The organism is Porphyrobacter sp. ULC335 (genome assembly GCF_025917005.1).
GTDB lineage: Bacteria > Pseudomonadota > Alphaproteobacteria > Sphingomonadales > Sphingomonadaceae > Erythrobacter.
In genome coordinates this window covers 2,054,443-2,066,915 of sequence record NZ_CP078091.1, presented here as the reverse complement: position 1 = coordinate 2,066,915, position 12,473 = coordinate 2,054,443, and the positions used below count along the sequence as shown (strand labels likewise).

The window sequence follows — 12,473 nt, the reverse complement described above, 5'->3', positions numbered from 1 at the left end:
GAAGATGAGAATGATGGCCCTGGCAACAAGCTTGCTGTGGGCAAGTTCAGTCTCCGCCGAAGACCAGCCGGCCCGGCAAGAACCATCGCGCGAAGACACTGAGGTATCGCCTGAAGAGAAGGCGGAAACACTGCCGGGCGAAGGGCTGGACACGCAAACTGAACCGTCGCAGCGCGGCGGCCTTTCCAACATCGCTCTCGTCAATCGCTCGGAAGAGAACGTCATCACGCAGGCCTCGGACGCCTTTGGTACCAGTGTGGGCGATGAAACAATCGGTCTCTACAGCGGCGGCAATGTGCGCGGCTTTTCCGCCTTTGCCGCGCAGAACGTGCGGATCGAGGGGCTCTATTTCGACAACCAAGGGCCGCTAAGCGATGCGGTGCGCGCCGGATCAACGATCCAGGTCGGCATCTCGGCGCTCGGTTACCCCTTCCCCGCGCCGACCGGGATCGTCGATTTTTCGCTGAGGCGCAGCGCCGACAAACCGGTGGTCAGCGCCCGGACCGGCTTCGGCGATTTCTTCGCACCCTTTGCCACCGTCGATGCTGCGCTGCCGCTGACCGGCAATCTCGATCTCAATGTCGGTGCCGGGATGGAGGAGTTCGTCTATCCCGATGGCGCCGATTTCTGGTTCGTCCGCTATGGCGGTGTGATGCGCTGGCGGCCGGCCGAGGGCGTGGAGCTGACCGGCTTTTTCAGCCGCTATGACTATTTCGACGAGGAAACGATCCCGGTGATCTTCACCGCCGGAGCCTTCCTGCCCAAACGCATCGCCCGCAATCAATTCTTTGGGCAGGACTGGGCCGATTGGGCGGGCCATTCGCAGAACTTCGGCGGCATGGCGAAGGTGACAAGTGGGGCGTGGAGGATCGGGCTCGGGCTATTCTCCTCGCGCTTCACCATCGACCAGTTCGGGGCGAACTTCTTTGCGAACACGCAAGCCGACGGAAGCGCTGACCGGCAGGTGCTGCTTGGCGCGGATCAGGTTTCGCAATCCTACTCGGGCGAATTGCTGGTCGAGCGTGACTTCATCGAAGGCCCGCGCCGCCACCGGCTTCTCGCCTCGGCAAGGTTCCGGCGGGTTGATGACGATCTGGGCGGCTTTGCCTTCCGCGGCCTCGGGCCCGGCATGATCGGCGTCGCCGATCCCGTCGCCGAACCTGGCGTCACCTTCGGCGCACTTACACGTGACCAAATCCGGCAAGAGACCGGCGCATTGGGCTACGAGATGAAGTGGCAAGGACTGGGTGAGATCAATCTCGGGGTGCAAAAGACCGGCTACCGCAAGGAAGTGCGCGCGCCGGGCCTTGCCCCGACCGCTAACGAGGACAGCCCGATCCTGTGGAACGCCTCGGCGGCGATTACAGCGATCGAGGGACTCGCGATCTATGCCGCGACCACACGCGGGCTGGAGGAAAGCGGCACCGCGCCTGCCTTTGCGACGAACGCCAACCTCACCTTGCCCGCGCTGCGCACCCGGCAGGTCGAGGGGGGCGTGCGCTGGACGCTGGCCAAGGACATGAAGCTGATTGCCGGGCTGTTCGATGTGCGCAGGCCCTATTTCGAGCTTGATAGCGACAACACTTTCCGGGTGCTGGGCGACGTCAAACATCAGGGCGCGGAGATTTCGCTGACCGCCAAGCCGGTTCCGGGCCTCAATTTGGTTGCAGGAGCGGTGCTCATGCGTCCCCGCGTCACCGGCGAGGCGGTGGATTTGGGGCGACTGGGCGAAAGGCCGCTCGGCCGGGTGGGCACGACGCTCGACCTGCGGCTCGATTACCAGCCGCCCGCCTTTGATGCCCTGTCGGTCGATCTGGGCATCAACTACACAGGTGGCCGAGCGGCGCGGATCGACAACACGTTGTTCATTCCTGAGCGGGCGATCGTCGATCTGGGAGCGCGATACCGGTTCAAAATGGGCCGCACACCAGCCGTGCTGCGTGTGCAAGTTGCCAACCTGACCAATGTGTTCGGCTGGAACGTTACCGGCGGCGGGGGTTTCCAGTTCATAGCCTCGCGGCGGATCAACATGTCCCTATCGGCAGACTTCTGATCAACGGCGCAGGTTCGGACCTGGCAAAGCCAGATGGCGAACAAGCCATCTGCTTCATCTCCTGCTGAACAGAGACGCGTTTAGACGCCGGTTAGCCCCCTTCTAGACCCCCTCCAGACGCGTTTAAACCCCCGGTTGAACGGGTGTTTCACGTGGAACATCCGGCAAATGAAAAATGGAAGTGGTGGACAGGGCTGGATTGCTAGAATCCCCACCCAAAGCATTGAAAAACAGTTGCTTAGTCACTTCGTCTGCGAGCAGTTGTGTAGCAGTTCTGTGTCGAGGCGCAAGGGTTATAGCCATCGGATCTAACCGTAGAACGCCACCTCTGGCTGTCATCACTCCGCTAGGCGTTCTGCTAGTTCGATGTACCGGTGGTACTCGCGCACGACTGAGTATGGCGGTTTGTCAGACTGGTATGAGTTACCGTGAAGGACCGCTAACTCATTGGCGATCACTTCTCTGACGTACTGCCCGGCCGGGTGGCCGGGCGACTGTTTTTCGACTAGTTGAATCAAGGACGTCGTCCGCAGATCGGAATAGGCACTTAAGAGATCGGCGGTGGATGACGTGATTTCGCGGCGGGGTTCGTTGTAGCCTCCGACGATGTTCCGAAGCAGTACTGATGGGCGCTTGAACACTGATGCCATTGCAAGCGAAGTCGGCTGTCCACTAAGCCACTTGTATTCCTCAATACGATTCGAGTGATAGAGACAAATTAAAGTCAGAGCTAATCCCAACTCAATCGGGATCTTATGATTCCACATCGTCGAGAAAGTCTGGAGCATGTCAAAGCATTGCTCTACGTCTCTCAGAGAAGAACCGAAATCTCTGAATATTATCTCTGCCATTTTCTGAGGACTTAAGCCGCGCGGGCAACCGAGCCGATCCAAAGGTATTGACGATCTATCAAGGAGATAACCCACGAACTCTTCAAGCGATGGCTCTCTGAATCTATAGGTCCTGTCAAAAAACCGCCTAAGGTAGCGGTCGCTTTCGAAGTTGGCTCCGTAGACAGCCTTAATCGACTCAGAGAGTTGCTCAGTGTCTGTTGCTATAATGAAGACCACGCCGTCTGTGTTGAAGAGATGCTTGACCGACTCCAGCAGCCTGATCGCATAAGTTGGCCTGCATCGATCTAATTCATCAACAAGGATGTATATTGGTGTGAAATCGTCGGTACCTTTGTTGATTGCCTCAGCCACTTTGGATAGCTGCGACTTGAAGGTGACGATCGATCGCTCTTGCTTCCTGAACGTTTCTATAAGTCGCGAAAGCGCACTATCAGCAAGCTTATCGATGACTTCCTCAGAGGCACCGCCTAATCCAAGCTTATCCTCATCGGATTTTTTGTCATCTGATGACTTATCGGAATCTTCTCCAAAGGTGGCATCGAACAGTTCGTCCCCGAACTCTCCAACATACCTTGAGGCTAGCTTGGAACTCACGTGCTTCGTGAGTGAAATAGCTAGAGACCCCCCGGACTTTAGCACGTCTCGCCACGCCTCTTTGAGCTTTTTTGACTTGAGGTGAGGCTTTAGTGCTGCGTCAACCGCACTCATGATCGCAGTGAGTGGATCATCGGAAAAGTCAGTCGCCCAAGCATCGATCAGCGTAACTGCCGCGCCTCGCCCAACCAAGTCCTTTCTGATGTTCGACAGAAAATAGGTCTTCCCCTGTCCCCACCCTGAATCCACGTTCACGACGTAGCTTGCCCCGACGCCTCGACCACGTCGCTCTTTCAGGCGCCCATGGAGGAACTGCAGTAAATCATCGGCCTCGGCCTTTCTGTTGAGTTTGTCTCCGACCCAAGCAGTAACGTCGCCCATATCGCTCTTCCAAAACAGAGTTTCCGAAGAAACTAGTCGTAGGTGAGCCGTAGAGTCGACCCTTTTGTCGACAGTTCAGTAGATTACGCCGAAAAAAGCAGGGCTTCAGGCTCCCTTGAGGGCCTCATATACGCTGCTGCGGGCGATCCCCAGCCGCTCCGCAATCGCGCTCGCTCCCAACCCCTCCGCCTTCAAGCGGCGCACCTCCTCCACCGGGACGCTGGGCTTGCGGCCCTTGTACACGCCCTTGGCCTTGGCCTTCGCGATCCCCTCCAGCTGCCGCTCCCGGCGGATGGCGGTTTCGAACTCGGCAAAGACCCCCAGCATCTGCAGGAAGGCGCGGCCCGCCGGGGTGGAGGTGTCGATGGGTTGTTCGGTCGCCTTGAGGTGCGCCCCCTTGGCCCGCAGTTCCCCCACGATCCCCTCAAGGTCCATGAGGGACCGCGCAAGGCGGTCAATGCGGGTGACAAGCAGCGTGTCCCCTTCCCGCAGGAAGTCCAGCACCGTGGCAAGCTCGGTGCGCCCGGTGGTGGTGGTCCCGCTCTTGCGCTCACTGCGGATGATGGTGGCACCGGCGGCCCGCAGGGCTTCCTCTTGGATGCTGCAATCTTGATCCTCGGTGCTCACGCGGGCGTATCCGATGGTCTGGGTCATGACGTGCTCCTGTCCGATTAGGGTGTAGAGCCTCGCCATCTATTGTCCGGAGAATCCTATGTCAACCCTATTCGGACAGAGAAAGTGTCCGGACAGCGTGTCCGCTGCAGGTATACCCCAAGCGGACATAGGGCGGGCAGAGATCCTCGCCCCATAGTGAGGCACCGGAGTGCCCACGCGCTACAAGAGCGAGAAGGCACTCCGCGAGGCACCGACGAGAGGCGTTAGGGACCCCCATGGGGGGAGTGGGGCTTTCGCTTCCGTACGCTAGCCGCTTCAGATTTTTGAGGTGAAAGCGGCCACTTCCTGCCACCGAGGCTCACCGCCGCTCTGCCACCGAAGGATCAGGTTAAAACCAGATGATCGAGCCAAGGCATCGGCTCGGGCGTGATGACCAGAGTATCGCCGTTGTTCTCTTGCTTCCAAACGAAGCCGTAGACGATCTCATTCTCGATGGGGAGGCAGAACACGCACGGGTCACCACGGAAATCGCCTTCCCACCCAACCTCATCGGCGAGTTCTTGCGCCTTAGCGAAATCAGCAAGAAACTTATCAAGACGAGCCTCGCCGTAGGGTTGACGGGCAAGTTTGATTTCGACGTCAAGCTTCGCCATCCGGTTGGCAAACTCATGGACGGAAGGGAGGTACTCCCAACCGAAATCGATCGGTGTGATGTAGTATGCTTTGTTCGGCACGGTGATACTCCAAGCTATCTCTGAAGAGTATAGGTCACGATGGAGCCTCCACAAGAGGCGGGCGTTGCACCCAATTGATTTTCATCAACAAATAGCTCTTCGTGGTCGCGGGAGGCTTTGGACGTGTGCCGTACCGTTTGTTTCATTGCATGCTCCGTACATCGCCACGCGCCAGCGCCTCTTCAAAAAGCCCCGCTCGGTTGACCGCCTGCGCGAAGCGATCGCGCAGTGGCCCCAGTGCGGCCGCCATGCGGGCGAAGGGGAACGGCTGAGGCTCGCCGTGGAGCTTGGGGACGGTCGCGAAGGTCTCCGCGGGCACCCGAATAGGCTCACCGTGGAGGCCACGATAGGTCCGGACAGCGCCGCTCATACCACCGCCTCCCGCATGTGGGCCGGGATGGTCATGGCAGGGCACTGCCGATACTTTGCGCGGAACGCCCGTTCGCGCCGCAGCTTCTCCTTCTCCGCTCGCTGCTCGCGCCGCTCTCTCAGCGCGATGATGGCAGGGGGCAGTGGCATGCTGGTGTAGACCACGGCCTCCGCCTCGGGGCTCAGGGGGAACGCGGGGTTGTGGTGGTGCATCACGATTTCCTTGATGATGCGGGTGGCCGCGCTGGGGCCATTGCGGCGGGCCGCGTTCAGGCAGCCCTTGCAGCGGGTCCGATATCCGGGCTTTCCACCGCCATTGCGATAGAACGCGGAGACCGGCTTGGTCTCCCTGCAGGTGCTACAGGTCTTTGTCTGGGACATGGGGGTGCTCCATTTGGTGGCTATAAAAGCCACCGTCTCAGTGGTTTTCGGGTGGTGGTCGGTGTGGTCGGCTGGGATTGATCCCGGAGCGCGAGCGGCCTTCCGGAAAGCCACCGTCTGGGTGGCCTTCCGGGGGATTATCGACCTAGTTTTCCCGCAGCCTCGGCAGCGGGCGGACAGGGTGAAGCGGGCAGCTGGTGACGCTGCAGGCGGCTACCTGCTGTCTCCAGCGACCCGGCTCGGACTAATCGTAGATGCAAGCCCTGCACTTGGCGTCGATGGCTTCACGTAGCGACAGGCGCTGGTGGTCTTGGCCGGTGCTCATTCGGGCTGGTGCTCGTCTGCGACAATGTCGAACCGCTGTAGGCTCGGGCTCATGCCCGCGACCTCCACGGCAACCTCACGGCACTGCGGGGGCACGTGGGGCGCGGTGCGCCGGGGGCCCTTGCTACCACCCCGCCAGATGCGCGGCGCGTTACGCACGGGGCACCCGCAGGATAGCCCGGACGGGGGCGAGCAAGAGCCCGATCCCCGCCCCGATCATGGCAGCCCCGATGGTGGTCAAAGCGCGTTGTCCTTGAACCGGGACAGGGTCTCGGCCTGCTTGTCGATACGCTTCTGGCGGCTGATTTCCTCGGCCCGCCGCTTGACCTCTTCCCGCTCCGCCAGCCGCTGGCGCTGCTGCTTTTCGAGTTCGATGGTCTGGGCAAGAGCCCGCTGGATACGCCGGTCCCCTTCGACCCCCCGCAGGAGGTCGGCGCGGTACGCGAGTTCATTGACGCGGGCCTCAAGGGCCTTGCGGCGGTCGCCTTGAATGATCTCCACGGCCTTGACCTGCTGTTGCCCGGTGCGAGGGTCGATCACGGGTTCGCCGGTGATCTCATTGTACACCGGCACCCACTTTTGGACCTCGGCAAGCTGGCGCTGGATATCGAGTGCCTCGGTCTCGAGCGCGTCGATATCGCGGGCGACGGCGAACTGCTCACGCTCGAGCGGGCTTGCCCCTTCGCCGGGGCCTGCCTTGATGCGCAGCGCGGTGCTGTTCTGCTTGAGTGCGCCCACGACAAGCTCGTGCTCCCGCTCGGCGCGCAGGTGCGCCGGTACCTGGGCGAGTTGCGCAGCGATGGGGCCCTGCTTGTCCGGGGGCAGGATGGACAGGGTGAAACGCTCGGGGGCCTTGAACGCACCGCCGCCGGTGAGCTTTACGGGGCTCGGGGTGGCGTTGGGGTCCGCGTTGGAGGCCGACAGGAGCTCTTGGGCCCGGGCTTGATCCTCGGGGGCGATGTCATAGCTCGGAACCGTGAAGTCGGAACCGGTGGTGTCCACTGCCAGACGGGCGCTGGCGGGGCTGGTGTCTTCCATGTGGAAGCCTTTCGGTTGCTGGGGCCGATTGCCAGCGGTTGGAAAAGACCCCGCCTCGGCAAGCGGGGGTGCCCGACAGGGCCCGCAGGGGCACCGCCGGTGAATTGAAGGGATGGATGGGGTTCGGTTTCGGGTGTGGAGCCGGTGGCGGCTGGTGAGGTTCTGGACCCTGCCCTGCACCCGATGGCACCGAAAGCAGCCATACAGGGCAGGGTCCACCGTGCGCTCAACCTCCAGAAAGGGAGCGCGACAGAAACTTGGGAACTGGAGGGGCACCGTCGGTGGCGACAGGTGCGAGATATCGACCCCCGCCCCCAGCCCCTACTTACGGGTCACCAGCTGGTACCCGGTGTTGGTGAGAGGAGGGTGTGGAGGGGGTAGAACTGACAGTGCACCAGCAAGGTACCAGCTGTTGGTGGTAGCGTTGGTGTTGAGGGGGTTCCCCTATAGGTACCTAAAGGGCGCGCACGTGTACGCGTACGTGAAAGGGATTGGGGCGGTCGCTATCCAAGGGTGCTGACGAATTGGCCGCTCCGAAGCGACCCGGCGCAAGGCTCCCTCTTCAAGATTGCGGCCTAATTGGCCCACGCCCGATGACGGCCCCGCATCACGCGTCCCGGTTCGTTCTTCAAAAGTGGGCCCTAACTCGACTACAGGCGTAATCGGCGTTCCGCTCTTCAAGGGTGAGGGTTTTTTGCCAGTCCTGAGTTCGCCCGCCCCGGTTCCCGTCTCAAGAGTGGTGGCTATTTGGCCTGCCCTTCTAGCCCCGGGAAGGCCAGCGTTACGGTGGCTTTCCGGCGGGTCGCTCGCATATCCGGGAGGATGACACCCGGGGCACCCGGGGTGCTCCCGAAAGCCACCGGGAAGGCGGTTTTCAGGGCGTTGCCCGGGGCAAGGTTCGCCCTTCAAAAGGGTGTGCTAATCGACCCGCTGTTACCCGGCGGCTGGGTACAGGTGCGACAGGTCCAGACCGGGATAGGCGATCTTCGCCACCGCTTCCGCCTTTTGCCGCGCAGATAGGCCGTCCCCGTAGCTCTTGCTCGACCCAGCCTCCCGCCGCCGCGCCAGCGCCAGTGCGGTACGCTCGGGCAACTCCGCTTCCCTAAGGCGATCCTCAAAGCAGTGGCGGAATGAGTGCATCCCCAGCTTGCGGCCCTCCAGCCCCAGCCGCTTCACGTGCAGGCTGAAACGCTCGCCCAGCTTGGCCCCAACTTGCCCCCGGCTGTTCGCAAGGCCCTCGGGGAATAGCAGCTGCTCCCCAACCTGCTTGCGGCTCTCGACGTACCGCAGGAAGCCCAGCCGGATCATTTCGGGGTGCAGCGCGATTGTGCCCCGGGAGTCCTTCGTCTTGAGCGTCCGGTTGTCGTAGGGCTGCAGCCGGATAACGGGGTGACCGCCCTCCTCTGCAATATCCTCCACGCGCAGGCCCGCAGCTTCCCCGTTCCGCAGGCCGTGGAACAGGCAAAGCAGCGGCACCCAGAAGTCCCCGGCCTTGCCCTTCCCGTCCCGCCATGGGCCCTGCCAGTGCCCCGAGGTGAAAAGGGCTTGCAGCTGGGGGACCGTGAACGGGTCGCGGCGGTCGGCATCGTCCACCGGATCAAACACCGACAGACCCTCAAAGGGATTGGCAGCGACCCACTGTTCCTTGCGGGCCCAGTTGAACAGGGACGCGATGTGCAGGAGGTACCCGTCATTGATGGTCTTGGGCTTGATGGTGGGCAGGCCCAGCTGCGCCCCCTTCTTGATCGCTTCCGGCACCTTGAGGCCCGCAAGCTCGGTGCGCTTGCCCATGCCGAACGGGAGGCCCTGCAGGAGCTTGACCGCCTCCCGCGCCTCTTCCCGCGTTATGGAGCCGACGGCACGGCCCCCGAATACGTCCCGCATGAACCGGAAGACAGGCTTCACCGCCTTCTTGGTGGAGTCGCTCCAGCCGGGGGCCTTGTCGGCCTCATAGGCGTCCAGAAGCGCCTCCACGGTGCGGCTGGGGGCAGTCGCGGCGGGAACTTCCCGGATCACCGGGTCGCTCGGGGTGTACCCGGGGTTGCCCGCAAGGTTCGCGGCGGCGACCTCGTGTAGCTCGACAAAGGCGCGCATCAGCATCCGGTGCAGGAACTCCCACGCCGGGGCATCCTCGGGGAGCGACAGGCCCGCTTGCTGGGTGAGGGTCCGGGCAACGGCGCGCACCGGGGCGAAGTCATTGCGGCCCAGCATAGTGCGGGCGGTCGCAAGGCGCTCTTGGGTGTCCGCTAGGAGCCGCTGGTGGTCGATGGGGTCGATGGGTCTGGTGACGACGTACCGGGGCAGCATATCGCGGTAGAAGCTCGCAGCCATCCGGTGGGCCTCTGCCTCGGAAAGCTCGACCCGGGGGGCCTCTGCCAGCTTGGCCCGGGCTTCCGCCACCTGCCGCTCGTACTCAGCGGCAAGGAAGGGAAGCTGCGCTTGGGCGGCCTTCCGATCTTCCTCACCCGTCGATTTGTTGAACTCGCCCTTGAGAACCGACGCCACGTCACTGGGCCAACGCTTCCGGACCTGCCACTTCGCAGACCCCTTCCGCCGGGACAGCTTGAACATCTCTTGCATGCCTTCCGTGTAGCAACTTTGTGTAGCAGTCGGAAGGAATAAAGCGTGGTTTTTCAGGCTTTTCAGCACCCTAGGAGGGTGTGGTGGACAGGGCTGGATTCGAACCAGCGTACGCTTGCGCGGGCAGATTTACAGTCTGCTGCCTTTAACCACTCGGCCACCTGTCCACACAGTCCCCTGTTGAAAGGGGGGCGTTCCTGAGCTTGTGACGCTCTGAAATTGCACGGTGCCGCGAAGGGCCCCGATGCCGAGAGGCGCCCCTTTGGCGAAGCACTGCTTGCCTGTCAATGCCCCTGCTGGCAGGGGGCACCTTTGGTAAAGCGCCAGTCGGGACAGAACATGATCAAAGGTGAAAAGAAGCGAGCCTTGCGCGGCCGTGCAGGTCGCATGAAGGGCGGACGCGGTTCGGGTCGGGCGGGCAGCGGGGCCGTGCGCCTGTGGGGCCGCCATGCTGTCGAGGCGGCGCTCAAGAACCCCGAGCGCCAGCACCGCAAGCTATGGGCCACGCCGGAAGGCCTCGAAAGCCTGGACGGCGAATTGCCCGCTGGCTTTCCCATCGAACATGCGCAGGCCGCCGATCTGGCCCGCCTTGTTGCCAAGGACGCCCCGCATCAGGGGCTGGTGCTCGAATGCGCGCCGCTGGAGGACGTGTTCCTCGATGAGGTCGCACTGGGCGAGGCTGACCGGCCCATCGTGGTGCTCGATCAGGTCACCGATCCGCATAATGTTGGCGCGATCCTGCGCTCCGCGGCGGCGTTCGGCGCGGCGGCGATCGTCACGCAGGACCGCCACGCCCCGCTCGAAGGCGGCGTGCTGGCCAAGGCCGCTTCGGGCGCGCTGGAAACCGTGCCCTGGGTGCGGGTCGTCAATCTTGCCCGCGCGCTGGAGGAACTGGCCGATGCCGGTTACTGGCGCATCGGGATGGCGGGCGAGGCAGACGCGGTGCTCGCCGATGTCATGCCCACCGGGCCGCTGGTCATCGTGCTCGGTGCAGAGGGCGAAGGGCTGCGCCAGAATATCGCGGCGCATTGCGATGTGCTGGCCAAGCTTCCGATTACCTCGGCGATCGAGAGCCTCAATGTCTCGAACGCCGCAGCAATTGCGCTTTATGCGGTGGCAACGCGCGGCTAGAAGCAGTGCCAGGGACGGGCGCCAAGGCGCCAGCAAAGGGGGTAATGCCATGAAGATGTTCTCGGGCCTTCGTCTGCGCGCCGCTGCGCTGCTGACAGGCTTTGCATTGACGCTGACCGGCTGTTTCATGTCGCCTGGCAAGTTCACGTCCGAACTCGCGATCACCGGGCCGGACAGCTTCACCTTCAGCTATGAAGGCGAGATCTTCTTCCTCGGCCTTTCCAAGCTTGCCCGCTTGGGCGCTGGTGTCGAGGAGACCTTCGCGGCCTATTGTTTCGACGACGAGACTTACGAGAGCCGCGACTGCACCAAGGAAGAAGAGGCCGAACAGCGCACGGAATGGGAAGCCGGCGCTGCCGAACGTGCGGAGAAAGCCAAGAAAGACGCCGAGAACATGAAGGCGATCATGGGCGGCATCGACCCGTCCGATCCCAAGGCGGCCGAAGAACTGGTCAAGCTGCTTGAGCGGCAGAAGGGCTGGGACCGCGTGGTGCACAAGGGCGACGGCCTGTTCGAGGTGAGCTACGCCATCAGCGGCACGCTGGGCCATGACTTCATGTTCCCGCAGATCGAGGGCTTTCCGCCGGTCAATCCCTTCGTCCAGATGTACCTGCGCGACGGCAGTCAGGTGCGCATCAACGCGCCCGCTTTCGTGTTCCAGACCGGTGACAATCCCTTTGGAGCGCTCGGCGGAGGCCTCGGCCCGTTTGCCGGGCTCGCGGCCATGGGTGCAGCGCAAGAGGCCGAGGAAAATGCCGATGGCACCAAGGAAGCTGAAGCGATCCCCGGTGTGCCGACGCTGGAAGGCACCTTCACGATCCGCACGGCGGCCGGAATGCGGATCCTTGCCAACAACACCGATGAAGGGCCTGAAGCCGCGCCCGGCGGCGGCGAGGTGCTGCGTTGGGCCATCACCCCGCGAACTTCGCAGTCACCCACCGCGCTGATCGTCACCGCCCCGCGCTGAGCATCTGCCCCAGCGGCAAAGAAAAACCCCGCCAGCCACAAGGCTCGCGGGGTTTTTTCTCGCCCTCGCCGAAGCGGTCAGGCCGGAAGAGGTGCGATCAGTTGACTGCGTCCTTCAAGCCCTTGCCCGCCTTGAACTTGGGCTGATTGGAAGCCTTGATCTTCATCGGCTCGCCGGTGCGCGGGTTGCGCCCCGTCGATGCCTTGCGCTTGGCCACCGAGAAGGTGCCGAAGCCCACCAGGCGCACTTCGTCCCCCCCCGGACAGTGCTTTGGTGATTGCATCGAACACGCTTTCAACGGCGTTCGCGGAATCGTTCTTGGAAAGGCCGCTGGCATCGGCAACGGCGCTGATAAGGTCGTTCTTGTTCATCGTGGAACCCCCTGGCGTCAGGATATCGTTGATCGCAATGAATCGCGCTTGTCTAAAGCCGACAGACTGAGCCTTTTTTTG

General features: G+C 62.6%; 9 protein-coding genes, 1 tRNA gene and 1 pseudogene. 3 read left to right on the top strand and 8 right to left on the bottom strand.

The features are described 5' to 3' along the window. The first annotated feature begins 10 nt into the window (after positions 1-10). Complete coding sequence (locus KVF90_RS09830; RefSeq protein ID WP_264391405.1) at positions 11-2,053, top strand: TonB-dependent receptor; 2,043 nt, start codon at positions 11-13, stop codon at positions 2,051-2,053. A gap of 338 nt (positions 2,054-2,391) precedes the next feature. Here KVF90_RS09830 and KVF90_RS09825 read toward each other — a convergent pair whose 3' ends face one another. The 7 genes from KVF90_RS09825 to KVF90_RS09795 all read right to left on the bottom strand — a co-directional run bounded on the left by KVF90_RS09825 (position 2,392) and on the right by KVF90_RS09795 (position 10,090). Beyond that, entirely contained in the window at positions 2,392-3,882 is a 1,491-nt protein-coding gene (locus KVF90_RS09825; protein WP_264391404.1) for a KAP family NTPase, read from the bottom strand. Between the two features lie 105 nt (positions 3,883-3,987). Beyond that, the gene (locus KVF90_RS09820) at positions 3,988-4,536 is read right to left on the bottom strand and encodes a recombinase family protein (RefSeq protein WP_264391403.1); all 549 of its coding nucleotides are present in this window, start codon (positions 4,534-4,536) and stop codon (positions 3,988-3,990) included. 344 nt (positions 4,537-4,880) lie between these two features. Continuing rightward, the gene (locus KVF90_RS09815; RefSeq protein WP_264391402.1) at positions 4,881-5,231 is read right to left on the bottom strand and encodes a hypothetical protein; all 351 of its coding nucleotides are present in this window, start codon (positions 5,229-5,231) and stop codon (positions 4,881-4,883) included. A 366-nt stretch (positions 5,232-5,597) separates the two neighbouring features. Continuing rightward, entirely contained in the window at positions 5,598-5,981 is a 384-nt protein-coding gene (locus KVF90_RS09810) for a hypothetical protein (protein WP_264391401.1), read from the bottom strand. A 561-nt stretch (positions 5,982-6,542) separates the two neighbouring features. Then, positions 6,543-7,343 carry a hypothetical protein gene (locus KVF90_RS09805; RefSeq protein WP_264391400.1) on the bottom strand — a complete coding sequence of 267 codons (801 nt, stop codon included), beginning with the start codon at positions 7,341-7,343 and terminating at the stop codon, positions 6,543-6,545. 933 nt (positions 7,344-8,276) lie between these two features. Continuing rightward, positions 8,277-9,848 carry a site-specific integrase gene (locus KVF90_RS09800; RefSeq protein ID WP_264391399.1) on the bottom strand — a complete coding sequence of 524 codons (1,572 nt, stop codon included), beginning with the start codon at positions 9,846-9,848 and terminating at the stop codon, positions 8,277-8,279. A 156-nt stretch (positions 9,849-10,004) separates the two neighbouring features. Then, positions 10,005-10,090 (bottom strand) — tRNA-Tyr (locus tag KVF90_RS09795). Positions 10,091-10,262: 172 nt separating this feature from the next. Between KVF90_RS09795 and rlmB the strand changes: the two genes are divergently transcribed. Both rlmB and KVF90_RS09785 read left to right on the top strand, forming a co-directional pair. Further along, complete coding sequence (rlmB, locus tag KVF90_RS09790) at positions 10,263-11,054, top strand: 23S rRNA (guanosine(2251)-2'-O)-methyltransferase RlmB (RefSeq protein WP_264391398.1); 792 nt, start codon at positions 10,263-10,265, stop codon at positions 11,052-11,054. Between the two features lie 49 nt (positions 11,055-11,103). Further along, a complete protein-coding gene (locus KVF90_RS09785; protein ID WP_264391397.1) occupies positions 11,104-12,021 on the top strand; it encodes a hypothetical protein in 918 nt (305 codons plus the stop codon). Between the two features lie 97 nt (positions 12,022-12,118). Here KVF90_RS09785 and KVF90_RS09780 read toward each other — a convergent pair. Further along, positions 12,119-12,392 (bottom strand): annotated as a pseudogene (locus KVF90_RS09780) (HU family DNA-binding protein). Positions 12,393-12,473: the final 81 nt, after the last annotated feature.

Excerpts from the sequence above, each read along its gene's own strand:
- KVF90_RS09785 (WP_264391397.1), top strand. The coding sequence starts at position 11,104 with ATGAAGATGTTCTCGGGCCTTCGTCTGCGCGCCGCTGCGCTGCTGACA.
- KVF90_RS09820 (WP_264391403.1), bottom strand. The coding sequence starts at position 4,536 with ATGACCCAGACCATCGGATACGCCCGCGTGAGCACCGAGGATCAAGAT.
- rlmB (WP_264391398.1), top strand. The coding sequence starts at position 10,263 with ATGATCAAAGGTGAAAAGAAGCGAGCCTTGCGCGGCCGTGCAGGTCGC.
- KVF90_RS09810 (WP_264391401.1), bottom strand. The coding sequence starts at position 5,981 with ATGTCCCAGACAAAGACCTGTAGCACCTGCAGGGAGACCAAGCCGGTC.
- KVF90_RS09825 (WP_264391404.1), bottom strand. The coding sequence starts at position 3,882 with ATGGGCGACGTTACTGCTTGGGTCGGAGACAAACTCAACAGAAAGGCC.
- KVF90_RS09805 (WP_264391400.1), bottom strand. The coding sequence starts at position 7,343 with ATGGAAGACACCAGCCCCGCCAGCGCCCGTCTGGCAGTGGACACCACC.
- KVF90_RS09830 (WP_264391405.1), top strand. The coding sequence starts at position 11 with ATGATGGCCCTGGCAACAAGCTTGCTGTGGGCAAGTTCAGTCTCCGCC.